The organism is Cupriavidus sp. GW822-FHT06G04 (assembly GCF_058799075.1).
Window position 1 is genome coordinate 166,704 of the sequence record NZ_JBXALD010000004.1, and the last position, 24,059, is coordinate 190,762.

A 24,059-nucleotide genomic window follows, 5' to 3' on the forward strand; every position below is an offset into this window, starting at 1 on the left:
CAAAAGGCGCAAAGAAAATTGGCGGTCGGCCGTTTATGACCGCCATCAATGATCCACCAAGCGATCAAAGATTGCAAAACAAAAGAAGATACAAGGCGCAACTTTGCCCACACCCGAAACGATACCGCTGCATTCACCCCACATCCCAACAAAGAAAAACGCCGCCCTGGAGACCAGTGACGGCGTTTTTTTATTCCGAGGCCATGACCCGCCCCGGGGTCAGACATCAACGCAGGTTGTAGAACGCGCTCTTGCCCGGATACGTGGCGATGTCACCGAGATCTTCCTCGATGCGCAGCAGTTGGTTGTACTTCGAGATCCGATCCGAACGCGACAGCGAGCCGGTCTTGATCTGGCCGGCGTTGGTGCCAACGGCGATGTCGGCGATGGTGCTGTCTTCGGTTTCGCCCGAACGGTGCGAGATCACGGCGGTGTAGCCCGCGCGCTTGGCCATTTCGATGGCGGCGAACGTCTCGGTCAGCGTGCCGATCTGGTTAATCTTGATCAAGATCGAGTTGCCGATGCCCTTCTCGATGCCTTCCTTCAGGATCTTGGTGTTGGTCACGAACAGGTCGTCGCCCACCAGCTGCACGCGGTTGCCCAGCTTTTCGGTCAGCGTCTTCCAGCCTTCCCAGTCGCCTTCGGCCATGCCGTCCTCGATCGAAACGATCGGGAACTTGTCGCACAGGTTGGCGAGGTAATCGGCGAACTGCGTCGACGACAGCTTCAGGCCTTCGCCGTCCAGCTGATACACGTCCTCGGCCTCGTGGTAGAACTCGCTGGCCGCGCAATCGAGCGCCAGCAGCACGTCCTCGCCCACCTTGTAGCCGGCCTTCTCGACGGCCTGCACGATCGTGTTCAGGCATTCCTCGTTCGACGAGAAGTTCGGCGCGAAACCGCCTTCGTCGCCCACCGCGGTCGACATGCCCTTGTCGGACAGGATCTTCTTGAGCGCGTGGAACACTTCGGCGCCGCAACGCAGCGCTTCACGGAAGCTGGTCTGCGACACGGGCATGATCATGAATTCCTGGATATCCAGGCTGTTGTTGGCGTGCGCGCCACCGTTGACGATGTTCATCATCGGCACCGGCATCTGCATCGCGCCCGAACCGCCAAAGTAGCGGTACAGCGGCAGGCCGGCTTCCTCGGCGGCAGCCTTGGCCACGGCCATCGACACGGCCAGCATGGCATTGGCGCCCAGGCGGCCCTTGTTGTCGGTGCCGTCCAGTTCGATCAGCGTGCGGTCCAGGAACGCCTGCTCGGACGCATCCAGGCCCATGATCGCTTCGGAGATTTCGGTGTTGATGTGCTCGACGGCCTTCAGCACGCCTTTGCCCAGGTAACGCGACTTGTCGCCGTCACGCAGTTCGATGGCTTCGCGCGAGCCCGTCGACGCGCCCGACGGCACAGCCGCGCGGCCCATCACGCCGGATTCCAGCAGCACGTCGCATTCGACGGTGGGGTTGCCGCGCGAGTCCAGAACCTCGCGACCGATGATATCTACGATTGCACTCATATTTCCTCTCAGGACGTTGAATCTTCAATCTGCTGCGCAATGGCCGCTTCCGGCACGATGCCCGACAAATGTGTCAGACGCCTTCCACGACGATCATGTTCATCCGTGCCGCGTACTCGCGGGACTTGCGGGCGGCCAGATATTCCTCGCTATCGTAGAAGGCCCTGGCGGCCGCGTAGCTCGGAAATTTCAGCATCACCACCCGGGTGGGCGCCCATTGCCCTTCGAGCGGCTCGGTCTTGCCGCCGCGCACCAGCACTTCGGCGCCATGGGCCTGCATGGCGCGGGTGGAGAGCACCTTGTACTGCTCGTACTGCTGGGGGTCCGTCACGTCGACGTACGCGATGATATAACCGGGGGCCATGCGCTATCTCCGAATCTTTTGTATTGTCTTTCGATACTGTTCCGTCGGCGTGAACGGATCCAGAAGCGACACCGCCCGCGACGAAACGCGGGCGGCGGATACTGCAAGCGGCTTCAGGCGCAGGCCGGCCAGCCGAAGTTGTCTTCCAGGAAACCGGCACGCTTGACCAGCGTGTCGAGGTCCTTGAGCACGGCCAGCAGTTCCTTCATGCGCGACAGCGGCACCGCGTTCGGGCCGTCGGACATGGCCTTGCTCGGGTCCGGATGGGTTTCCATAAACAGGCCCGCCACGCCAGTGGCGACTGCGGCGCGCGACAGCACCGGGACGAATTCGCGCTGGCCGCCGGAGCTCGTGCCCTGCCCGCCCGGCAGTTGCACCGAGTGCGTGGCGTCGAACACCACCGGTGCGCCGGTTTCGCGCATGATCGCCAGCGAGCGCATGTCGGACACAAGATTGTTGTACCCGAAAGACACCCCGCGTTCGCAAGCCATGAACACGTCGTCGGGCAGGCCGGCTTCGCGTGCCGCATCGCGCGCCTTGTCGATCACGTTCTTCATGTCGTGCGGCGCCAGGAACTGACCCTTCTTGATATTCACCGGCTTGCCGCTCTGCGCGCAGGCACGAATGAAATCAGTCTGGCGGCACAGGAATGCCGGGGTCTGCAACACGTCCACCACGGCGGCGACGGGCTTGATCTCGCCGATCTCGTGGATATCCGTGAGCACCGGCACGCCGATCTCGCGCTTGACCGTGGCGAGGATCTCAAGCCCCTTCTCCATGCCAAGCCCGCGGAACGACTTGCCCGAGGACCGATTGGCCTTGTCGAAAGACGACTTGTAGATGAACGGAATGCCCAGTTCGGCCGTGATCGCCTTGAGCTCCCCGGCCGTATCGAGCGCCATCTGCTGGGACTCGATCACGCACGGACCGGCGATCAGGAAGAACGGCTTGTCGAGGCCGACGTCGAATCCACACAGTTTCATGGCTGACTCCTTCGTCGCGACGCGTCAGGCGCCCTTGCGCTGTTGCGAGGCCAACGCGGCTTCCACGTAGGCCTTGAACAGCGGATGGCCGTCACGCGGCGTCGAGGTGAATTCCGGGTGGAACTGCACGCCCACGAACCACGGGTGCATGGATTCCGGCAGCTCCATCATTTCCGGCAGGTTTTCCGTCGGCGTACGGGCCGAAATCACCATGCCGGCCTTCTCGAGCTCAGGCACGTAGTGATTGTTGACTTCGTAGCGGTGACGATGACGCTCGTTGACTTCGGCGCCGTAGATCTGGGCCGCCTTGGTGCCGGCCTTGACGGGCACGCGCTGCGCACCGAGGCGCATCGTGCCGCCGAGATCGGAATCGGCCGAACGCTGCTCGACCTTGCCATCGCGATCGACCCATTCGGTGATCAGTGCTACCACCGGATGTTCGGTCTCAAGATTGAATTCGGTCGAATTGGCGTCCTTCATGCCGGCGACATCGCGCGCGAATTCGATCACGGCCAACTGCATGCCCAGGCAGATGCCCAGATACGGCACCTTGTTCTCGCGAGCGTACTGGATCGCGCGAATCTTGCCTTCGGTGCCACGCTTGCCGAAACCGCCGGGCACGAGGATCGCGTCGAGCGGTTGCAACACTTCCAGATGGCCCGACTCGAGTTCTTCCGAATCGATGTATTCGATGTTCACGCGCGTGGCGGTGTGCATGCCGGCGTGACGCAGCGCCTCGATCAGCGACTTGTACGATTCGGTCAGATCGACATACTTGCCGACCATGCCGATGGTGATTTCGTGCTCGGGATTTTCCTGCGCGTTGACCAGCTTCTGCCACATCGACAGATCGGCCGGCTTCGGATCCAGGCGCAGTTCCTCGCAGATCAGGCGATCGAGGCCCTGCTCATTGAGCATTTGCGGGATCTTGTAGATGCTGTCGGCATCCCACACCGAAATCACGGCTTCCTGCGGAATATTGGCAAACAGCGAAATCTTGGCGCGTTCGTCATCCGGGATCGGGCGGTCGGCACGGCACAGCAGCGCCGTCGGCGAAATGCCGATTTCGCGCAGTTTCTGCACCGAGTGCTGGGTGGGCTTGGTCTTCAGCTCGCCGGCGCTGGCGATGAACGGCACCAGCGTCAGATGCACGAAGGCGCAATGGTTGCGGCCCATGCGCAGGCTCATCTGGCGTGCGGCTTCCAGGAACGGCAGCGATTCGATGTCGCCCACGGTGCCGCCGATTTCCACCAGCGCCACGTCGGCCTTGCCATCGTGCGAAGCGGCCGCGCCACGTTCGACGAAAGCCTGGATTTCATTGGTGATATGGGGAATGACCTGCACGGTCTTGCCCAGGTATTCACCACGACGCTCCTTGCGGATCACCGATTCGTAGATCTGGCCAGTCGTGAAGTTGTTCGACTTGCGCATCTTGGCCGATACGAAGCGCTCATAGTGACCGAGGTCGAGATCGGTTTCCGCGCCATCTTCGGTCACGAACACCTCACCATGCTGGAAGGGGCTCATCGTGCCGGGATCGACGTTGATGTAGGGATCGAGCTTGAGGAGGGTGACTTTGAGGCCGCGCGACTCAAGAATAGCCGCGAGCGAAGCAGCAGCGATGCCCTTGCCGAGAGAAGAGACGACGCCACCGGTGACGAAGACGAATTTGGTCATAAACCGAGCTTGCCGGGGAAATCGGGATTATACATGAGAGCCCGTCGCCCGCCGACCCGGAAATTGTGACAGCGCAGCGTCTGGCAGCGGTTCGCCGCGCCTTTGGCATGGCTGCGGCGCATGCGCCGCACGGCCCCGCGATGACGGCCGGAGGCTCTGCTGCTAGCGCCCCTCCGCGCGCATCTGGCCGATCAGGCCGCGCACCACTTCGGCGGTCTCCAGCGGCCGCTCCATCGGATAGAGATGGCCGCCCTCGACATAACGCAGGCGATCGCCCACCAGCTTGCGCGTGGCGCCCAACCCCACCTGCCGGACTTCGCGCGATCGGGTTCCCGCGACAAATCCCACCGGGACCGGCGCGCCATGCGCCACGCGTCGCCCGAGGCTGGTCGGAAGGGTCCGGTAGATACGATATTCGACGTCCCGATCGAAGCGCAGCTTGCGCTCGGCTGCGCGGCCGGTCGGCTCGGTGCCATGCTCGGCGTAATCGCGCAGCACCTCGGGATCCCACACCTGGAAATTGCGTTTGGCCTGGAAATGCGTCCACACCGATTCGGTATCGGGCCAATGCGTGCGGCGGTTCTTGGTCACCGCGGCGGGGCTCGGCTTTTCATCGAGCCCCAGCACTTGGGAGGCACGCAGCAACGATGCCCGCCAGCCAGCGATGATCGGCGAATCCAGCATGACGACGCCGCGCACGCGCTGCGGCTGGCGCAACGCCGCCATCAGGGACAAAAATCCGCCCAGCGAATGGCCGACCAGCCAGACCTTGCGCGAATCGTTGCCCCCGCGCCCGGCCCGTTCCATTTCGTGCAGCAGTTCCTCGACGAGATTCGGCCATTCGCGCGTGACCGGAAATTTCGGATCGTGGCCATAACGCTCGACGGCGCGGATTTCAAACGCGTCGTCCAGGGCGCCAAACAGCTTGCGGTATGTGGTGACGGGAAACCCGTTGGCGTGGGAAAACAGCAGGAGGTCGCGCATGGCGTGGGGCGGATGACGATTATCAGAACGTTTGCGAATTGACGCAAAGTGTACCCACTGTCCCGCCCAGCCGGGCCGTCGTCTTCAGAGAACCGCGTAGGTTTTTCCTTCTATGCCGGCGATCGGGAAACGCTGGGTGAGCGCACGGCCGTCCAGGAAAATCACTAAATGGATTTTATGTCTGCTCTGCGTGAGTTCCGCGAGGCAGACCGAAGCGAGTCGCAGCGCGACTTCACGCCCGAACTCCTCGGCAAATCGGAACATCGTAGCGGGCTCCGCCATACTCCTGATGGAGGGACTATTCACGTAACCGAATACGAGCCGCCCCGGCAAACGCGTCGACAGCTGGGCGGCAAAACTGGACGTGTAGGCGTCGCTGGGCATCCCCAGCGACGAGCGGAGCGCCGGTCGTGCCGTCGAACAGGCGACGAGATGGACCGCCGTAATGTGCCGCTCGTCGGGCAAGGCGACGACTTGTGCGGCGACTTGCGCGGCATTGAGCAGTTGCCCGCCCATCTCCACTACACCTTCCCGACCATGGGCACAAATCACGAGACCGAATTCGCCCGGATGATTACGACGCGGCATCAGCGCCCAATAGGCATCGGGGAGAAGCAGAAGAAGTCTCATCTGTAATTGCTGTCGAGACCGAATGGTCTACTTGAGAAACTGAAACAGCAATTGTGGGGGCGTACCAGCGGCGCACCAACTGTGTTTGCGCCGTTAAAGCGACGTGGGTTAACTTCGGTCAACGCTCCCGGCGGGCACGCACCGGCTGGCCCCAGCGATCGGCCTCATCACGGGCCAACGGAAACTCGGCCGGCTCGCTCGCGTCCCACTCGGGATTGCTGATCTCGCCGAACACCTGGCGCAGACGATGTCCCCAGGTGTCGCGAATCATGCGGAAATAGGCGTTCTTCTCGTCGATATTGACGAAACGAGTCACCCGCAGAGAATCGCCTTCATAGACGAGCAGGTCCAGCGGCAGGCCCACCGAGATATTCGATTTCAAGGTGGAGTCCATCGAAATCAGCGCGCACTTGGCGGCCTCGCCCAGCGGCAGCGACGGCGACACCACGCGATCGATAATCGGTTTGCCGTACTTGGCTTCGCCAATCTGGAAATAGCAATTCTCCGGCGTCGCCTCGACAAAGTTGCCGGCCGCATAGATATTGAACAGGCGCGTGCGTTCGCCGCGAATCTGCCCGCCAAAGATCATGCTGACGTTGAATTCGATACCAGCCTCGCGCAGCGCCTGCGCGTCGCGCTTGTGCACCGCACGCACCGCTTCGCCGACGATGGTGGCCGCCTCGAACATGTCCCGCGCGGTCCAGAGCGAGCGTTTTTCTTCCCGCGCCTCGGCCAGCAACTGCCGCACCGATTGACTGATGGCCAGGTTGCCGGCCGTCATCAGCACCATTACGCGGTCGCCGGGCTCTTCGAAGACGGTCATTTTGCGGGCGGTGGAAATCGCATCCACGCCAGCGTTGGTTCGGGAATCGGACAGGAATACCAGGCCGGCATCGAGCCGCATGGCTACGCAATACGTCATAGAAAGTGTGATTTTGGGGCGACGGCAAGCTTGCATTCTAGCCGGTCGCCAGACATGCACGCCGTTTGTTCGTGGCCGCGCCAACGCGCGGGCGCGGACGATGCAAACCATTGCGGCGAGGTCAGGCCAGCGGCGTGATATCGATGGCGACTTCCAGCGTCTCGCCCGTTCCGCCCTCCAGGATGCCCCGGATCGGTGCAGCCGATGCGTAGTCACGCCCCACGGCGAGGCGCACATGGCGCGCGTCGGTCACGCAACCGTGCGTTACGTCGATGCTGCACCAGAGGCCGCGGCCGGCATCGAGACAAACGTCGGCCCAGGCGTGGCTGGCCATCTCGGTGGCAGCTGGATCGAAGAAGTAACCACTGACATACCGGGCCGGCACACCGAGTGCGCGGCACGCGGCCACCATGACCTGCGCCTGATCCTGGCAAACGCCGCTGCCGAGCCGGAAAGCCTCGGCAGCGGACGTCCCCACGTGGGTGGAATTTGCCTGGTAGCGAACCCGTGCGGCGATGCCCTCGGCCAGCGCCAGCAATGCGGGAACGTCATGGCCAGCCGCCAGGTACGGGGCGGCAAACGCCTGCATTTCTGCGGGCGCCTGCGTCAAGGGCGTGGCCGTCATGAAATAAAGCGGCGAAACACGCGCCTCGCCGGCTTCGGGCGCATCGTGGAACGCGCCATGGCTGGCGTCGGCGATATCGTCGCCGCGCTGCGCCGCCATGACCTCCACCTCGCCGGTGGCCGAAATGGCGATGGTACGGGCAGGCCCCGTCATGGTGAAGTTGTGGACGATATTGCCAAAGCCGTCACGCGCCTCGGACAAGTTGCCCGGCGCAGACAACGTCCACGCCTGCACCGCCTGCAGCGGGCCGGAACGCGGCGAAAGTCGCAATTCGTGCACACTTCGGCGCACCGGTTCGGTGTATCGGTAGACGGTCTTGTGGCGGATCTTGTATTTCACAGTGCTTGTCGCGTCCAGCACGCATTACCGTCAGAGCAGGCCCCTGCCCGATGCATGACGCATCGGGCACTTCGAGGCGGATCAGGCGGCCAGCAGCGGAACCAGGAAATCCCGGCTGATGCCATTGCCGAGATCGCCGATGCGCTCCAGAAAGCTGGTCAGGTAGGCGTGCAGTCCGACGGCAAAAATGTCGTCGATACGCGCGTATTTAAGGTCGGCGTGGAGTTTACCAGCCTGCCGCTCGGTCTCGGACGACTGCTGGTTGGCCACCAGCGCAAGGATCGACACGACTTCATCAAGGCTCGACACGAGCGAACGCGGCATGTCGGGACGCAGGATCAGCAGCTCCGCCACGCGCTGCGGCGTGATCACGGCGCGATAGATCTTGCGATAGACCTCGAAGCCCGATACCGACCGCAACACCGCCGCCCAGTGATAGAAGTCGTTCTGCTCGCGATTCGGATCGCCGTCGTCGCGGCCGGACGCCTGGAACTTGACGTCAAGGATCCGCGCGGTATTGTCGGCTCGCTCCAGGAATGTGCCCAGCCGCATGAAATGGAAGGCATCGTCCTTGAGCATCGTACCGAACTGCACGCCGCGCGCCAGGTGTGAGCGGAACTTGACCCATTCAAAAAAACGCGATGGATCGTCGCGCAGTTCGCCCTCGGAAATCATGCGCTGCACGTCCAGCCACGTAGTGTTGATCGTCTCCCACACTTCCGTGGTCAGCGATCCGCGCACCGCGCGGGCGTTTTCGCGCGCCGCGCGCAGGCAGCTCATGATCGACGACGGGTTGGTCATGTCGCGGACCATGAAGTCGATCACGTCGTCACGATGCAGCAGCCCGTACTTGTGATCATAGGCCTGCGTCAGCTCGGAGATATCGAGCATGGCCCACCAGCCCTGCTCGGCCACTTCGGCCGATTGCGGCAGCAGCGAGGTCTGATAGTTGACGTCAAGCATCCGCGCAGTATTCTCCGCGCGCTCGGTGTAGCGGGCCATCCAGAACAGGTGGTCGGCGGTACGGCTCAGCATGATGGGTTCTCCCGGCGATCGACGTTCATGAATCAGCGCTCCAGCACCCACGTGTCCTTGGTGCCGCCGCCCTGGGACGAATTCACCACCAGCGATCCTTCGCGCAGCGCCACGCGCGTCAGGCCGCCGGGCACCATGCGCACCTCCTTGCCTGACAGCACGAATGGTCGCAGGTCGATATGGCGCGGCGCGATGCCCGATTCCACATATGTCGGACAGGTCGACAGCGCCAGCGTCGGCTGCGCGATGTACTGCTCGGGCCGCGCCTTGACCACCTCCCGGAACCGCTCGATCTCCGCGCGCGTCGCGGCCGGCCCGACCAGCATGCCGTAACCGCCCGCGCCATGGGTTTCCTTGACCACCAGTTCCTCCATGTGGTCGAGCACATATTGCAGGTCATCGGGCCGCCGGCACATATAGGTCGGCACGTTCGACAGGATGGCTTCTTCGCCGAGATAGAACCGGATCATGTCCGGCACATAGGGATAGATCGACTTGTCGTCCGCCACACCGGTGCCGATCGCATTGCTGATGGTCACGTTGCCGGCGCGATAGACCGATAGCAAGCCCGCGGCGCCCAGCGTGGAATCGGGCCGGAACACCAGCGGATCGAGAAAATCGTCATCGACGCGGCGGTAAATCACGTCGATACGCTGCGGCCCCTGCGTGGTGCGCATGTACAGATGGTCGTCCTCGACGAACAAGTCGCTGCCTTCCACCAGTTCGATGCCCATCTGCTGAGCCAGGAAGGCGTGTTCGAAATACGCCGAGTTGTACATGCCCGGCGTCAGCACCACCACGGTAGGATCGGCGATGTTCTGCGGCGACACGCTGCGCAGCATGTCCAACAGCAGGTCGGGATAGTGGGCCACGGGCGCCACGCGATTGCGCGCGAACAGGTCCGGGAACAACCGCATCATCATCTTGCGGTTCTCCAGCATGTACGACACGCCCGACGGCACCCGCAGGTTGTCTTCCAGCACATAGAACTCGCCCGCCCCGGCACGCACCACGTCGATGCCGGCGATATGCGCATAAATGTCGCGCGGCACCTCGATGCCCAGCATCTCCGGCCGGTATTGGGCGTTGTTGTAGATCTGGTCTGGCGGGATCACGCCGGCGCGGATGATGTCCTGCCCGTGATAGATGTCATGGATGAACCGGTTCAACGCGGCTACGCGCTGGCGCAGTCCCCGTTCCAGCGTGGCCCATTCGCTTGCCGGGAAAATGCGCGGGATGACGTCGAACGGGATCGTCCGCTCGGTACCGCTGTTGGACTCGTCCTTGTCGCCGTAGACGGCAAAGGTAATGCCCACGCGCCGGAATATCAGATCGGCTTCGGTCCGTTTGTTGTCCATCGTGGCAGCGGACTGCCTGCCCAACCATTCGGTGAAGCTCCGGTAATGGGGCCGGACCGCCCCGTGCGGCAACGCATGACCCGCCTCGATGGCAGTCAACGTGCCGTCCTCTCGCCCTTCCAGCATCTCGTCGAAAAACCGCGCCGCCATGATGGCCGCTCCTTCGTGGAAATGGGCGTTCTGCCGCCAACCGTCCCCCGCGTGCTGCTACGGCTACTGCCAGACAATGTCGCCGGCCACCCGTTTGTCGATGCCTTGTCGAGTCAACTCTTTCAGCATATCCGCACCGGCGAATCGCGCAAGAACTGCGCGCGCGACAGGCGCCGGTACGCGATTCGGTTTAGCAAGATGCTTGCCAGGCGCTCAGCGCGCGGCCTGGCCCGTGCACGAGACGGCGTCCGGCGGGCATTTTTCCAGGATGTCCTGGACCAGCGCCTCCGGCGTCTGGCGGATGTCCAGCACCAGGGCGTCGCCCGGTTCTTCGAGCGTATCAAACTGACTTTGCAGCAACGCAGGGTTGAAGAAGTGGTCCGAGCGCGCCGACAATCGGCCGCCGATCGTCGCCGCGTCGCCCTTCATGAACACAAAGGTCACGCCGCCGCTAGGCGGCATCAGCCGGTCGCGATAAACCTGCCGCAATGCCGAACAGGTGAATACATGGGTGCGGCCCTCGGCCCGGGCGGCGTCGATCGCCGCACGCATGGCATCGAGCCACGGCCAGCGGTCTTCATCGGTCAATGGAGTACCGGCGTGCATCTTCGCTTTGTTGGCCTCGCTGTGGAAGCTGTCGGCGTCATGGAAGCCGCAGTGCAGGCGCTCCGCAAGCATCTGGCCCACGGTGGTCTTGCCGCTGCCGGAAACGCCCATCAGGATATAGATCATGTCTGCTCCATCGATCATGTGTCGGATGGTGTTGCCATCCTTGTCGGTAGCCGCCGTGCAGCAGCCATGTGGCACGGCGGTGCCCCGGCCGCTTGCGCGCCGGGGAATACGGGATGTCAGAGAAATGCGATCGCCAGTTGGACGTTCGCCTATTGTGCGACGGCGGATCCGGTTTGGATAGCGTCGGCCTCGGAAAGGTCCAGCGCGCTGCCGCCCTCCTCGGCGCCGCGGGCATGCCGGCGGAACAGCCCGAACAGGCCACGCCCCATGCTGAAGCTGGCGAAACCGTCCGCCTGCGCGACGGCCGGTGCGCGCGCGGCAAATTCGCCCTGCACAGCGTTGTCGCCGACCAGGTCCAGCGTGCCCGCCACCGCGTCGATCCGGATGATGTCGCCATCACGCACGCGCGCCAGCGGGCCGCCCGCCAGCGCCTCGGGGCCGACGTGGATCACGGCCGGCACCTTGCCCGATGCGCCCGACATCCGGCCATCGGTGACCAGCGCAACCTTGTACCCGGCGTCCTGCAACGCGCCCAGTACCGGCGTCAGACGATGCAGCTCCGGCATGCCGTTGGCATTCGGACCCTGGAAGCGCACCACGGCCACCACGTCGCGGTTGAACTCGTCGGCATCGAACGCGGCCTGAAGCGCTTCCTGCGAATCGAACACCCGCGCCGGCGCCTGGACGACCCGATGTTCGTCGCTCACGGCCGAAACCTTGATGACGCCTCGCCCCAAATTACCGGCCATCAGCCGCAAGCCGCCTTCCGGCGAAAACGGCGCACTGGCCGGAGCGACCACCGAGGCATCGCCGCTGACCGTAGGCCCGTCGCGCCAGCGCAGTACGCCCTCGACCATCACGGGCTCCCGGGTGTAGCGCTTCAATCCGCGCCCGGCCACGGTGTTCACGTCCTCATGAAGCAGGCCCGCTTCCAGCAGTTGCGCGATGACGAAGGCCACGCCGCCCGCGGCATGGAAATGATTGACATCCGCCGAGCCATTTGGATAAACGCGCGCCAGCAGCGGCGTGGCGGCGGACAGCTCATCAAAATCGTTCCAGTCGATGATGATGCCCGCGGCGCGCGCCATGGCCACAAGATGAATCGTATGGTTGGTGGAACCGCCGGTGGCAAGCAGGCCCACCATTGCATTGACGATGGCACGCTCGTCGACGATGCTTGCCAGCGGCGTGTATTCGCTGCCGCGTGCGATCAATGCCAGCGCGCGCTGCGCCGCAGCCACGGTCAACGCGTCGCGCACCCCGCTGTCCGGATGCACGAAGGCCGACCCGGGCATGTGCAATCCCATGATTTCCATCAGGAACTGGTTGCTGTTAGCGGTGCCGTAGAACGTGCATGTGCCCGCGCCGTGATACGCCGCGCATTCGGCCTCCAGCAACGCATCGCGCCCCACCTGTCCGGTAGCGTAGAGCTGGCGCACGCGCGCCTTTTCCTTGTTCGACAAGCCCGAGGCCATCGGACCGGCCGGCACGAACACGATCGGCAAGTGGCCGAACTGCAGCGCTCCCATTAGCAGGCCGGGCACGATCTTGTCGCATACGCCCAGCATCAGCGCCGCATCGAACGTGTTGTGCGACAGGGCCACGGCAGTGCCCATGGCGATGGCGTCGCGCGAGAACAGCGACAGCTCCATCCCCGCATTGCCTTGCGTGATTCCGTCACACATCGCCGGCACACCACCCGCCACCTGCGCCACCGCGCCCACGGCGCGCGCCGCCTCGCGGATCACGGCCGGATACCGCTCGTAGGGCTGATGGGCCGACAGCATGTCGTTGTAGGCGGTCACGATACCGAGATTGGGCGCATGCTCGACGCGCAGCCGGAGCTTGTCGTCGGCCGGCAATGCCGCGTAGCCGTGCGCAATGTTGGCGCAGGACATGCCGCGCAGCGGCCCGAGTTCCTGCTGCGCGCGTTCGCAGCGCGCCAGATAGGCGGCACGACTGACGCGACTGCGTTCGACAATGCGTTGCGTAACGGCCGATACGACGGCCAGGACGTTGCCACTTGCTGCTTGGGACATGTCGGAAATCATCCTTGTGGGAGACGTGCGCGTTCCGCCTGGGACCGCGACGCATGTAGATTTTCTACATTATAGCCAGTTGCAATCAGACACCGAAATAGGCAACACATCTGAATAATGCTTGCCAAGGCGCAAATTGGGGTTAATCCCGAGTCCAGAATTCCGAATAGGCGCGCTGGATCGGCCACGTTTCTGTGTAGAATCTCTACAAATTCAGGACTCGACGCAACAACCGGGCTCCGCAAACACTTCCAAGATTTCCCGCACACCACACCATGCGCGACAGAATCCTTGCCGTCTATGACACGCTGCGCCCGTCCGAACGCCGCCTGGCCGATTACGTGGCGCGGCACGGCGCGAGCGTCATCCGCTTGTCCATGCCGGAACTTGCCGAGCGCGCCGGCGTTTCGCAGCCGACCATCGCCCGCTTTTGCGCCGCACTCGGCTACGACGGCTTCAAGGAATTCAAGCTGCAGTTCGCGCAGAACGTTGGTGGCGGCACGCCATTCGTTCATCAGGACGTGCAGGCCGACGACCGGCCGGCGGACATCGCGGGCAAGGTATTCGACCGCACCATCGCCACGTTGATGGCCGTGCGCAACGCGCTCTCGGCAGACCAGATCGAACACGGCATCCGCCTGCTTGCCAACGCGCGTCGCATCGAGTTCTATGGCTGCGGCAACTCGGGCATCGTGGCGCTCGACATCCAGCACAAGTTTTTCCGCCTCGGCATTCCCACCACCGCATATTCGGATTCCCATGTATTCAGCATGTCGGCCGCGCTGCTGCGCCCCGGCGATGTTGCCGTTCTGGTATCCAACAGCGGCCGCACCTGGGACATGCTGGCTGCGGCCACGCTTGCGCGAAGCAGTGGCGCAAGTGTGCTGGCTCTGACGCACAGTGGATCGCCGCTCGCCAAGCTGGCCGACGTTTGCGTTTTTTCGGACGTCGAGGAAGACAGCGAGGTGTACACGCCGATGACTTCGCGGATCAGCCACCTGGTGCTGGGCGACGTGCTCGCCGCCGGCGTGGCGCTGGAGCGCGCCGAGACCGTCGCCGCTGGACTGCAGCGCGCGAAGGCGCATCTGCGCGAACGACGCATCGCGGGCGCGGAGCCCGCGCCTCTGGTCGCAGATACTGCCGGCGCATCGACCGATGGCGCCAGTCCCAAGGCCCAATCGCCAAAATCCACCCGCCCCACCAAGCGACGGGAAGCGCGACACGCGGTGCCGCCCGCACGGAAAGCGCGCGGAAAAGCCGCATAGATCGAGAACCACTGCGTCAGCCATTTCGTTCCCTCAGCGCTGAATTGGCGGAACATCGCGCCAGTATCGGCGATGCAGTTCCCGATACGCCTGCACGACATAGCGCTCCTTGTCCGTGACCACGGACACTGCGCCGGTTTCGTCGGTGCGATACCGGGCGATGTCGGCGCGCTTGTAGCGCAGCCAGACATCGGCGCGAGGATGTTGGTAGCGGTTGGCGAAACCGAGCTGGAATATCGCGATTTCCGGGCGCACGGCACGCAGGAATGCCGCATGCGACGATGTGCCGCTTCCGTGATGCGGCGCGAGCAAAATGTCAGCGCGATAGTCCTGCGGCGACTTGCGCCTGATCAGCGCCCGCTCCTCTCGTTCGCTGATATCCCCCGTCAGCAGGGCGCTGCGATGCGCCGTCGCGATGCGCAGCACACAGCTTCGGCCATTGCTGCTCACTGTGGCTTGCGACAGCGCGTCTTCGGGCGGATGAATGATCTCGAATGCCACGCCATCCCACTTCCAGCGGCGGCCCTCGGCGCAAGGCTGCCACTCGAGGTCGCCGCCCTGCAATAGCGCATGATCGCGCGGTGCGCCTGTAAGACCCTGCGCCACGGACACGGCCTTTAGCACGTCCCGCGCGCCGCCCGCATGGTCCGCATCCTCGTGGCTGATCATCAGCATGTCGAGTTGCCGGACGCCACTGGCCCGCAAGAACGGCACGATGACCTGGCCGCCCGCGCTGGAGCCGGACGCATATGCCGGGCCTGCGTCATAGAGCATCGCATGCGCGCGCGTTTCCACCAGGACCGCCGTACCCTGCCCCACGTCGATCGCTGTCATGCGGAACTCGCCCTTCGCAACGGATTCACGCATGCCAGCCAGAATCGGGATCATCGCCAGCACGCCCGCGCCTCGCACCACGGCTTTGCGCGGCATGGTCACCAGACCCAGCCGACGTGCCCGTTGCCGCCACCACGCCAAGTGGTCCGATGCATTCGATCCATTCGATGCCTTAGATATCGCAAGCGGCAACGGCGTCAGTACCAGCACAATCCCGCAGAGCGACAACACGGTGGCCATGATCCCCGGCTGTGCCGCTTCCCAAACCGCCCACGATGGGCGCGCCAGCCACGCCAGTCCATCGATGAGGTACACGAGCACCCCATGCGCGACGCCAAGCACGACCGCCGACCATGCCTGCGGCAATACAGCGCCCGTCAGCGCTAGCGGTGTTACCAGCAGACTGATCACGGGAATCGCCACAGCGTTGGCAAGGATCGACACCACCGAAACCTGCCCGAACAGCACCAGCGTCAACGGCACGAGTCCGATCGTCACCGCGCATTGGGTCCGCGCAGCACCGCTTAGCGCTGCGCGCCAGCTTTCCGGCAACCACGCCGCCGCTTTCGCCGCCACGCTTCGCCCGCCTGCGCGCTTGAGCGAGGACGGTGGCCCGGCGCGCGCAAGCTCCTGATCGGAATCGCCTTGCGCATGCAGGAAAATTACCGCGACGGCGCCAAACGACAACCAGAAGCCGGGCAGCATCACGGCCCAGGGATCGATCGCAATGGCCAGCGCCGCGGCCCAGATCAGGACCAACGACGCTGGCGGGCAGCGATTCCCCCACAGCGCAATCGCCGCCACGGCGAGCATGGTCACCGTGCGCAGCGCAGGAATCTGCATGCCGGCAATCGCGCCGTACACCAGGGCCAACAGCAGCGCCGCAACCTGTGCGGCCTTCTGCGCGGGCCAGAGCAAAGGCAGCGGTCTGCGCATTCGACCGCCAAATCCGAACGAGCGTCGCCACAGCAGCCGCGCGCTTGCCCCGGCAAGGCCCGCGATCATGGTGATATGAAGCCCGGATATGCTGACCAGATGCGCAATGCCGGTCCGTCGGAATACATCCCAGTCCGCCGGCGAAATGCCGCGCTGATCGCCAATGACAAGCGCCAGCAATATCGGCCCGAACCGCGCATTCTCAGGCAGAGACGCGCGCAGGTCATCGCGTATCCGGGCCCGCAGCATGGTCACGCGGACAGCCGTCGGAACAGGCCGAGCACCCGATGCCGTCGCGCCTGTGGCAGGGAGCGCCGCGCCTGCGCTCACGTAGCCAGTCGCATCGATGTCCTGCGACAGCAGCCAGTACGCATAGTCGAAGCCATGAGGGTTGGCAAGACCGCGGGGGCGTCGCAAGCGAACGGTCATCCTGTAGCGCTGCCCTGGTTGCAACTGCGCGGGCGGGTCCTGCCACGTCAGGATCAGATGCTGGGGCGCTGTGCGCCGTCGCGCTGCTTCGGGTATTGCGGTGGCGGGCCAGGATTCGACAAGAAAGACGAAGCGCGTGCCGTGAGCGGCCGTATCAGGCAAACCTGCGACGATGCCATCGATCTCGACGTCGCGGCCGGTCAGCCCGGGATCGATCCAGCGTGCGAGCCGCACTTCAGCGCGACATGCCGCCCAGGCAAAACCGAGCAGGAACGCCACGGCCATGCACAGCGCGATCCGCACCCATGCTGCGCGCGATCCATGCATGCGCCAGGCCACAAGCGACAACGCCGCTGCGATGCCGCCCCCGGCCGCCAATAGCCGGCCCGCCGGCAGCGCCGACTGCTGTTGCAGCAGCCAGCAGCCCGCCACGAATGCCAGCAGCACTGCACGCATCGGAGGTCCCCATCAGTTATCGATGGGCGTAGTTGTACCGCGTAAGCGCAGGCAAAAACGTGTCCGCGGGATACGCCGATGTGTCAATGAGTTAAATCTGCGAGATGTCGCTTGTCGGCGGCTCAACGCGGCGCCATGATGTCCGCGAAGGCTGCCAGTCGAGGCAGCGCCGCCAAGGAGTTGCGCCACATGATGTCTGCGAGATCGCGCTGCGCCAGCCCGCGCAGTCCGGCCACCACGTCCGCTACGCCCGCCACTTCAGCGGGTGTGTTGCGCGCCTTGTGTTGCTCGCCGAACTGGTCGTCCGACAGCCACGCAGGCGCGATGTCGGGCGCATCGGTCTCGAGCACGATCGCCTCGATCGGCACGTCGACCGCAAGCCGGCGAATCTGTTTGGCGCGCGAAAAGGTGACATTGCCGCCAAACCCGAGCTTCATGCCATGTTCGATATAGCGACGCGCCTGCTCATGGCTGCCATTGAACGCGTGGGCAATGCCCTGTCGAACACCCACGCGGCGCAACTGTGCGTAGACCTGATCCTGAGATTTGCGCACATGCAGCAACACGGGAAGGTCAAACTCGCGCGCGATCTTGAGCTGCTCCACGTAAAGCCAGGTCTGGTGCGCAGCGTCCAGCCCGGACACGAAGAAGTCGAGCCCGATCTCGCCGATGGCGACCAGTCGCGGATCATCGATCGACGCGGCCACTTCGCGCCGCAGCGCGTCAAGATCCGACTGCCCCGCACCGGGCGTACAGAGCGGATGAATGCCAAGCGCGTAGACGCATTGCGGAGCATTCCCGGACTGGCCGTGGGCGAGCGCCCGCACAGCGTCGAAGTTGGATACCGCGACGGCGGGCAGCACGATGCCGGAGATGCCCGCCGCGCATGCGGCCGCCATGACGCTCGGGCGGTCCGCATCGAATTCCCTGGCGTCAAGATGGCAGTGGGTGTCGATCCACATGATGGCGGAGATCCCGGGCGAAAAAGGTCAGCGTTCCGGATGCAACAGGCCGTCGCGCAGCCGGAAGATGCGGTCGCAGCGGCCCGCCAGTTCCATGTCGTGCGTCACGATCACGAAACTGGTGCCGAGCGTGCGCGAGAGCTCGAGCATCAGGTCATAGACACCGCCGGCGGTGTGGTCGTCGAGGTTGCCCGTGGGCTCGTCGGCAAGCACACAAGCCGGCTGTCCGACCAGCGCCCGTGCCACGGCCACGCGTTGACGCTCGCCTCCGGACAGCTCGCCGGGGCGGTGCTTCGATCGCTTGCCAAGGCCAACGCGTTCGAGCATGGCTTGCGCGGCGTCACGCGCCTCGCGCTCCGGCAGCCCCCGGATGCGCATCGGCATCGCAACGTTATCGAGCGCCGTGAACTCGGGAAGCAGATGGTGGAACTGATAGACAAAGCCGAGCGAGCGGTTGCGCACGATATTGCGCTCTTTCTCGCGCAGCGCCGTAAAGGGCTTGCCGTGCAACGCCACGCGCCCGGAGTCAGGGTTGTCGAGCCCGCCCAGCACATGCAACAAGGTGGATTTACCCGATCCGGAGGCGCCCACGATCGCCACCTTTTCCCCGGCATGGATGCGCACGTCCACGCCGCGCAAGACTTCTACGTCGAGCCCGCCCTGGCGAAATCGCTTGGTCAATCCTTCGGCGACCAGCACGGGCGCGCCGGCCTGCGCCGAAGCGTGTGGCGCCACTGGCGCGGACACATCCTGAAGCAGCGTCGAATCACTCATAGCGCAGCGCCTCCGCCGGATTTACGCGGGCCGCACGCCAGCTCGGATAGATCGTGGCCAGGGTGGCCAATACAAAGGAAATGATGCCGATGGTGGCGATGTCGTTCACGCGGGGATCCGAGGGCAATTCGCTGATGAAATAGATATCTTTTGGCAGAAACTGCACATGCAGCACCCGTTCGATAAACGGCACGATCACGTCGATATTGGTGGCGATCAGCGTGCCGCCCAGCACGCCCAGCAATGTACCGATAAAGCCGATGGCCACGCCCTGAACAATAAAGATCTTCATGATCGATCGCGGCTGGGCGCCCATCGTACGCAGGATGGCGATGTCCGGCTGCTTGTCGGTCACCGTCATCACGAGCGTCGAAACAAGGTTGAAGGCGGCAACCGCAATGATCAGTGTGAGGATGATGAACATCATGCGTTTTTCGGTCTGCACCGCCGCAAACCAGTTGCGGTTCTGCTTGGACCAGTCGCGCAGATACAGGTCGCCGCTCATCGTGGTGGCGAGATCCTGCGCCACCTGGGGCGCGCGCTGCATGTCCTGCAGCTTCAGGCGCACGCCCGTCGGACCGTTCTGGCGGAACAGCACCTCTGCGTCCTCCATGTTGACCAGCGCAAGCGCACTGTCGAATTCATAGTGACCCGAGGAAAAAATGCCGCTGACGGTGAATTGCTTGAGGCGTGGCAGGATGCCGGCCGGCGTGATGGTGCCCTGCGGCGCCACCAGCGTCACCTTGTCGCCCACCCGTACGCCCAGCGCATTGGCCAGTTCGCTGCCCAGCGCGATATCGAAGCCGCCGGGCACCAGCGTGTTCATGCTGCCCGCGCGGAACTGGCTGGCGACATCGGACACCTTGGGTTCCTGCGCAGGATCGACGCCTCGCAGCAGCACGCCGCGCACGGCGTCGTCGCGGGTAAGCATCGCCTGGGCGGCCACATACGGCGCGGCGCCGATGACCTCCTTGTTGCGCTCGGCTTCAGCGGCCGTCTTCTGCCAGTCCTGCAGCGGTCCGGCGCCGATGACTTCGATGTGCGAGAGCACCGACAGCATGCGATCCCGCACTTCCTTCTGAAAACCGTTCATGACCGACAGCACCACAATCAGCGCCGCCACGCCCAGCGCAATGCCAAGCATCGAGATCATCGAAATGAACGAAATGAACGTGTTGCGGCTGGCGCGCTTGCTCGCGCGGGTATATCGCCAGCCGATCTGCCACTCGTAAGGAAAGTTCAAGAGGAGTCCTGTTGTTCTAGAAACGCGTCGGCGCCTGGCATGACCGCCCCGAAAGACGGAAATGTGGCGCCGGCCAGCCGGAAGTTTACAATCTCGGCAACCATGATGACGCACCTGACCCTGATTGTGCCTTTTTCCGTCCCACCTGGCGCCGGCGACGACGCCACGGACGATGTCGTTCCCGGCGCGGTACTGCGGCAGTTGGAGTTGCCCGCGCTCGGAAAGTTGCTGACCCGCGCCACCCCGGGCCCGCGCGAGAACCACGATGATCCCTATCTGCGCACGCTGCCGCAAGAGCGCTGGCTGGCCGGCCGCGCCGGGCTGGACACCGTGCGGGTGCCGACTGCGCCCTTTATGCGTCTGGCCGACCATGCCGCTGCGGGGTCGGCGGCCAACCAGGCGGCGGCCGGGGCGATCGAGCCTGCCGGTGCGTGGGCCTGTCTGCAGCCGGTGCATATCCATGCGGCGCGCGATCACCTGGTCCTGATGCATCCCGACCAGTTGGCCATCCGTGCCGACGAGGCCGCCGCGCTGCGTGCGGCGATCGACGACCTCCTTGCCGAAGCCGGCATCCCGCTCGATGCGCCCCATCCGGCGCGCTGGTATGTGCCCGAAGGCGTCTTTGGCGATCTGGTGGCCACCACGCCCGTGCGCGCCACCGGGCGCAACATCGATATCTGGATGCAGGCCGGCGCGCGGGCGCGCGAATGGCGGCGGCTGCAGAACGAAATCCAGATGACGTGGCACGACCATCCTGTCAACGCCGCGCGCGAAGCCGAAGGCAAACTTCCGATCAACTCGGTGTGGCTGCACGGCGGCGGGGCGGCCGCGCCGGTTGCCCGGCTTGCCGATATTGTGCTCGCCGAAGATCCGTTCCTGGCCGGGCTGGCGCTGGCGGGCGGCAGCCGGCTGGCCGCCCAGCCAGCGCGTTTCGCCGATATCGAACGCATCGACGGCTCCGTACTGACGATGCTCGCCGACGCCACCGAAGCGCATATCGCCACCGACTGGGGCCTGTGGATCGAACGGATGCACAGCCTGGACGCCGACTGGTTCCAGCCGGCGCTGGACGCGCTTGCCGCAGGCGGGCTCCAGGCCGTCACGCTGGTGCTCGGCGGCGAAAACCACTTTGCCGAATTCACCGTCACGCGCGCGGATCTGCGCAAGTTCTGGCGCGGCCTTGGCACGCGCGGGGACTGGCGCGCGCTGCTGTCCAATCTGGCGATGGCCGCCTGATCCAAAACTACCGAACTCGCCCATGACCCGGATTGCCATCCGTAACTATTCCGACGACCACGCGAACGCGCTGGCGGCCGCCGGACTGCATCCCACCCTCGCGCGGATCCTCTCGGCGCGCGGCGTGCTCAGCCCTTCCGAACTGGCCACCGATCTGCCCGAACTGGTGCCACCATCGGCGATGAAGGGCATCGGCCACGCCGCCGAATACCTTGCCGACGCCATTGCCGCGAAACGCAAGCTGCTGATCGTGGCCGACTACGATTGCGATGGCGCCACCGCTTGCGCGGTCGGGGTACGCGGCCTGCGGATGCTGGGGGCGCGCGTCGACTACATCGTGCCGAACCGCTTCGAGTATGGCTATGGCCTGACGCCCGAAATCGTCGCACTGGCCGCCCAGCAACAGCCGGATGTGATCGTCACGGTCGACAACGGCATCGCCAGCGTCGACGGTGTGGCGGCGGCCAATATGCGCGGCATTGACGTCGTGGTAACCGATCACCATCTGCCGGGCGCGGTGTTGCCCGACGCGGCGGTGATCGTCAATCCGAACCAGCCGGGCTGCGAGTTTCCAAGCAAGAACCTGGCCGGCGTCGGCGTAATGTTCTACGTGCTGCTGGCGTTGCGGGCAGAACTGCGCAAGCGCGGCGTGTTTACACAAGCCACGCAGCCGCCGTTGCAAACGCTGCTGGACCTGGTTGCGCTGGGTACGGTAGCGGACGTCGTCAAGCTCGACACCAACAACCGGATCCTCGTTGCGCAAGGACTCAAGCGCATGCGCGCCGGCCGCATGCACGCCGGCGTCGCGGCGCTGTTCCGCGCCGCGGGACGCGAGGCGTCGCGCGCCAACACGTTCGATCTTGGGTTCGGGCTCGGCCCGCGTCTGAATGCGGCGGGGCGGCTTGCCGACATGTCGCTCGGCATCGAATGCCTGCTTACAGACGACGCCAACCGCGCTTGGGAGATTGCGCAGGAACTGGACGGGATGAACCGCGAGCGGCGCGATATCGAGGCCGGCATGCAGCAGGAAGCCATGCAGATCCTGGAACAGCCGCTGGATGGGCTGGATCCCGCGTCGCGATATACGGTGAGCGTGTTCCACGAAACCTGGCACCAGGGTGTGATCGGCATCGTGGCGTCGCGGCTCAAGGAGAAATTTCATCGTCCGACGATCACCTTCGCGCCTGGCGACGACGAGCATATCAAGGGCTCGGGCCGGTCGATTCCCGGATTTCACCTGCGCGATGCGCTGGATCTGGTGTCAAAACGGCATCCAGGGCTGCTGGTCAAGTTTGGCGGCCACGCAATGGCGGCCGGCCTGACCGTGCGCGCCGCGGATTTCGACACGTTTGTCGCCGCCTTCGAAGCGGTAGGCCGGGAATGGCTCAACGACGAACAACTGGCGCGCGTGATTGAAACCGACGGCGATATCGACGACACCTGCTTCTGTCCGGAATTTGTGACGCTGCTCGAAGGCCATGTCTGGGGCCAGGGCTTTCCGCCGCCCACGTTCTCAGGCGAGTTTGATGTGCTGCGGCAGACGGTCCTGAAGGGAAAGCACCTGAAACTGCAACTGGGACGCGGTAGCCAGCGCTTCGACGCCATCTGGTTCAACCACGCGGACGCGCTGGACGGCGCCAGCGCCACGGTAGCCTATCGTCTCGACAACAACACCTTCAACGGGACGACGCGCGTGCAACTGGTGGTAGAGCACGCGCAATAACCGTTCGGCGGGTCAGACGGTCAGCCGGTCAGCCGGTCAGCCGGTCAGCCGGTCAGCCGGTCAGCCGGTCAGCCGGTCAGCCGCGCGACGGCAGGTAATTGGCCGGGTTCATCGGTTTGCCGTTGCCCCGCACTTCAAAATGCAGTTCGCTGGCGTTGTCCATGCTGCCGATCTCCTGCCCCGTGGCAACGCGCGCGCCTTCCTTGACCAGCGGTTTGTCCAGATTGCCGTAGACCGTCAGCCAGTCGTCGTTATGTTTGACGATGACGATCTGGCCGTAGCCGCGCAGCGTCCCGACGTGGATGGCCCAGCCCGCCGCAGCGGCGCGCACCTTGCCGCCGGCCGGCACTTCGATACGCAAGCCTTTCTCCGCGGGCGGCGCGAAGCGGCCGGTCACGCGGCCGTCGGCCGGCCATTGCAGGCTGATAGCGCTGGCTGGCGGCTTGACCGATGCGGGGTCAGGCGCGGCGCTGCGTGTCGGCTTGTCGGCCGCGGCGGCCTTGTCCGCCGCTTTGGCCGCCGAGATCCCTGCGCCGGCGGGCGGCCTGACGCGAATCAGCTGTCCGACTTCGATCTGGTTGTTGTCCGCCAGATTGCTCCAGCGCGACAGTTCGGCAACCGAGCGGTTATGCCGGCGCGCGATCGAATAAAGCGTGTCGCCGCGTTCGACGCGGTAGTAACCTTCGGGCGCCGGCTCGCTGGGCGTGGTGCCGCAGGCGGCCAGCATCAAGGCCAGGGCGGGAGCGGCCAGCCATCCCAGCGCGCTGCGGCGGCTGGGCGTGGCACGGGCGTCGTGATTTGCTGCGAGATGTCCTGTCATGCGTCCGGAAAACTCCTGATCGTGGCC

The 24,059-nt window shown here is 64.5% G+C and carries 20 protein-coding genes; 3 read left to right on the plus strand and 17 right to left on the minus strand.

The features are described from left to right. Positions 1-226 precede the first annotated feature (226 nt). The 12 genes from eno to edd all read right to left on the minus strand — a co-directional run bounded on the left by eno (position 227) and on the right by edd (position 13,354). Positions 227-1,516, minus strand: coding sequence for a phosphopyruvate hydratase (gene eno / locus AC1RKI_RS11155; protein WP_061956082.1), 1,290 nt, complete (start codon positions 1,514-1,516; stop codon positions 227-229). Between the two features lie 73 nt (positions 1,517-1,589). Continuing rightward, on the minus strand, positions 1,590-1,880 hold the full coding sequence (locus AC1RKI_RS11160) for a DUF1330 domain-containing protein (RefSeq protein WP_492795352.1): 291 nt from the start codon (positions 1,878-1,880) through the stop codon (positions 1,590-1,592). 113 nt (positions 1,881-1,993) lie between these two features. Continuing rightward, a complete protein-coding gene (gene kdsA, locus AC1RKI_RS11165) occupies positions 1,994-2,863 on the minus strand; it encodes a 3-deoxy-8-phosphooctulonate synthase (RefSeq protein ID WP_404992961.1) in 870 nt (289 codons plus the stop codon). A gap of 24 nt (positions 2,864-2,887) precedes the next feature. Next, positions 2,888-4,540 (minus strand): CTP synthase, encoded by a 1,653-nt coding sequence (pyrG, locus tag AC1RKI_RS11170; protein WP_150981494.1) that lies wholly within the window; start codon positions 4,538-4,540, stop codon positions 2,888-2,890. A 162-nt stretch (positions 4,541-4,702) separates the two neighbouring features. After that, positions 4,703-5,524, minus strand: coding sequence for an alpha/beta fold hydrolase (locus AC1RKI_RS11175; protein ID WP_222156441.1), 822 nt, complete (start codon positions 5,522-5,524; stop codon positions 4,703-4,705). 84 nt (positions 5,525-5,608) lie between these two features. Further along, positions 5,609-6,154: a hypothetical protein gene (locus AC1RKI_RS11180; protein WP_150981496.1), complete on the minus strand. Its 546-nt coding sequence runs from the start codon at positions 6,152-6,154 to the stop codon at positions 5,609-5,611. A gap of 118 nt (positions 6,155-6,272) precedes the next feature. Further along, complete coding sequence (locus tag AC1RKI_RS11185; RefSeq protein WP_150981497.1) at positions 6,273-7,076, minus strand: proteasome-type protease; 804 nt, start codon at positions 7,074-7,076, stop codon at positions 6,273-6,275. A 121-nt stretch (positions 7,077-7,197) separates the two neighbouring features. Then, positions 7,198-8,040 carry a transglutaminase family protein gene (locus AC1RKI_RS11190; RefSeq protein ID WP_061956177.1) on the minus strand — a complete coding sequence of 281 codons (843 nt, stop codon included), beginning with the start codon at positions 8,038-8,040 and terminating at the stop codon, positions 7,198-7,200. 81 nt (positions 8,041-8,121) lie between these two features. Beyond that, on the minus strand, positions 8,122-9,075 hold the full coding sequence (locus AC1RKI_RS11195) for an alpha-E domain-containing protein (protein WP_061956070.1): 954 nt from the start codon (positions 9,073-9,075) through the stop codon (positions 8,122-8,124). A gap of 32 nt (positions 9,076-9,107) precedes the next feature. Further along, positions 9,108-10,583 (minus strand): circularly permuted type 2 ATP-grasp protein, encoded by a 1,476-nt coding sequence (locus AC1RKI_RS11200; RefSeq protein ID WP_227459770.1) that lies wholly within the window; start codon positions 10,581-10,583, stop codon positions 9,108-9,110. 213 nt (positions 10,584-10,796) lie between these two features. After that, complete coding sequence (locus AC1RKI_RS11205; protein ID WP_227459771.1) at positions 10,797-11,315, minus strand: gluconokinase; 519 nt, start codon at positions 11,313-11,315, stop codon at positions 10,797-10,799. A gap of 149 nt (positions 11,316-11,464) precedes the next feature. Beyond that, positions 11,465-13,354: a phosphogluconate dehydratase gene (edd, locus tag AC1RKI_RS11210; RefSeq protein WP_492795357.1), complete on the minus strand. Its 1,890-nt coding sequence runs from the start codon at positions 13,352-13,354 to the stop codon at positions 11,465-11,467. A gap of 275 nt (positions 13,355-13,629) precedes the next feature. Between edd and AC1RKI_RS11215 the strand changes: the two genes are divergently transcribed. Next, entirely contained in the window at positions 13,630-14,619 is a 990-nt protein-coding gene (locus AC1RKI_RS11215) for a MurR/RpiR family transcriptional regulator (protein WP_492795359.1), read from the plus strand. Between the two features lie 33 nt (positions 14,620-14,652). Here the strand turns inward: AC1RKI_RS11215 and AC1RKI_RS11220 are convergent, their stop codons facing one another. From AC1RKI_RS11220 to AC1RKI_RS11235, 4 genes are all read right to left on the minus strand, one after another. Then, positions 14,653-17,274 (minus strand): DNA internalization-related competence protein ComEC/Rec2, encoded by a 2,622-nt coding sequence (locus AC1RKI_RS11220; RefSeq protein ID WP_492795361.1) that lies wholly within the window; start codon positions 17,272-17,274, stop codon positions 14,653-14,655. 122 nt (positions 17,275-17,396) lie between these two features. Next, positions 17,397-18,236: a TatD family hydrolase gene (locus AC1RKI_RS11225; protein WP_061956060.1), complete on the minus strand. Its 840-nt coding sequence runs from the start codon at positions 18,234-18,236 to the stop codon at positions 17,397-17,399. A 27-nt stretch (positions 18,237-18,263) separates the two neighbouring features. Then, positions 18,264-19,010: a lipoprotein-releasing ABC transporter ATP-binding protein LolD gene (gene lolD, locus AC1RKI_RS11230; protein ID WP_150981502.1), complete on the minus strand. Its 747-nt coding sequence runs from the start codon at positions 19,008-19,010 to the stop codon at positions 18,264-18,266. After that, positions 19,003-20,253 (minus strand): lipoprotein-releasing ABC transporter permease subunit, encoded by a 1,251-nt coding sequence (locus AC1RKI_RS11235; protein ID WP_061956056.1) that lies wholly within the window; start codon positions 20,251-20,253, stop codon positions 19,003-19,005. The genes lolD and AC1RKI_RS11235 overlap by 8 nt, the downstream gene beginning before the upstream one ends. A 102-nt stretch (positions 20,254-20,355) precedes the next feature. On the opposite strand from AC1RKI_RS11235, the gene AC1RKI_RS11240 reads away from it, so the two are divergent. Beyond that, positions 20,356-21,489: a hypothetical protein gene (locus AC1RKI_RS11240; protein WP_061956054.1), complete on the plus strand. Its 1,134-nt coding sequence runs from the start codon at positions 20,356-20,358 to the stop codon at positions 21,487-21,489. Between the two features lie 22 nt (positions 21,490-21,511). After that, positions 21,512-23,212 carry a single-stranded-DNA-specific exonuclease RecJ gene (gene recJ, locus AC1RKI_RS11245; RefSeq protein WP_227459776.1) on the plus strand — a complete coding sequence of 567 codons (1,701 nt, stop codon included), beginning with the start codon at positions 21,512-21,514 and terminating at the stop codon, positions 23,210-23,212. A 76-nt stretch (positions 23,213-23,288) separates the two neighbouring features. Here recJ and AC1RKI_RS11250 read toward each other — a convergent pair whose 3' ends face one another. Next, positions 23,289-24,032, minus strand: a complete 744-nt coding sequence (locus AC1RKI_RS11250; RefSeq protein WP_061956173.1) for a M23 family metallopeptidase — start codon at positions 24,030-24,032, stop codon at positions 23,289-23,291. Positions 24,033-24,059: the final 27 nt, after the last annotated feature.

What these genes read in the sequence shown, in the direction of transcription:
- AC1RKI_RS11215 (WP_492795359.1), top strand. Translation starts at nt 13,630, where the DNA reads ATGCGCGACAGAATCCTTGCCGTCTATGACACGCTGCGCCCGTCCGAA.
- AC1RKI_RS11220 (WP_492795361.1), bottom strand. Translation starts at nt 17,274, where the DNA reads ATGCGTGCAGTGCTGCTGGCATTCGTGGCGGGCTGCTGGCTGCTGCAA.
- AC1RKI_RS11180 (WP_150981496.1), bottom strand. Translation starts at nt 6,154, where the DNA reads ATGAGACTTCTTCTGCTTCTCCCCGATGCCTATTGGGCGCTGATGCCG.
- AC1RKI_RS11240 (WP_061956054.1), top strand. Translation starts at nt 20,356, where the DNA reads ATGATGACGCACCTGACCCTGATTGTGCCTTTTTCCGTCCCACCTGGC.
- kdsA (WP_404992961.1), bottom strand. Translation starts at nt 2,863, where the DNA reads ATGAAACTGTGTGGATTCGACGTCGGCCTCGACAAGCCGTTCTTCCTG.
- AC1RKI_RS11195 (WP_061956070.1), bottom strand. Translation starts at nt 9,075, where the DNA reads ATGCTGAGCCGTACCGCCGACCACCTGTTCTGGATGGCCCGCTACACC.
- edd (WP_492795357.1), bottom strand. Translation starts at nt 13,354, where the DNA reads ATGTCCCAAGCAGCAAGTGGCAACGTCCTGGCCGTCGTATCGGCCGTT.
- pyrG (WP_150981494.1), bottom strand. Translation starts at nt 4,540, where the DNA reads ATGACCAAATTCGTCTTCGTCACCGGTGGCGTCGTCTCTTCTCTCGGC.
- AC1RKI_RS11160 (WP_492795352.1), bottom strand. Translation starts at nt 1,880, where the DNA reads ATGGCCCCCGGTTATATCATCGCGTACGTCGACGTGACGGACCCCCAG.
- AC1RKI_RS11205 (WP_227459771.1), bottom strand. Translation starts at nt 11,315, where the DNA reads ATGATCTATATCCTGATGGGCGTTTCCGGCAGCGGCAAGACCACCGTG.
- lolD (WP_150981502.1), bottom strand. Translation starts at nt 19,010, where the DNA reads ATGAGTGATTCGACGCTGCTTCAGGATGTGTCCGCGCCAGTGGCGCCA.
- AC1RKI_RS11250 (WP_061956173.1), bottom strand. Translation starts at nt 24,032, where the DNA reads ATGACAGGACATCTCGCAGCAAATCACGACGCCCGTGCCACGCCCAGC.
- AC1RKI_RS11225 (WP_061956060.1), bottom strand. Translation starts at nt 18,236, where the DNA reads ATGTGGATCGACACCCACTGCCATCTTGACGCCAGGGAATTCGATGCG.
- recJ (WP_227459776.1), top strand. Translation starts at nt 21,512, where the DNA reads ATGACCCGGATTGCCATCCGTAACTATTCCGACGACCACGCGAACGCG.
- eno (WP_061956082.1), bottom strand. Translation starts at nt 1,516, where the DNA reads ATGAGTGCAATCGTAGATATCATCGGTCGCGAGGTTCTGGACTCGCGC.
- AC1RKI_RS11200 (WP_227459770.1), bottom strand. Translation starts at nt 10,583, where the DNA reads ATGGCGGCGCGGTTTTTCGACGAGATGCTGGAAGGGCGAGAGGACGGC.
- AC1RKI_RS11185 (WP_150981497.1), bottom strand. Translation starts at nt 7,076, where the DNA reads ATGACGTATTGCGTAGCCATGCGGCTCGATGCCGGCCTGGTATTCCTG.
- AC1RKI_RS11175 (WP_222156441.1), bottom strand. Translation starts at nt 5,524, where the DNA reads ATGCGCGACCTCCTGCTGTTTTCCCACGCCAACGGGTTTCCCGTCACC.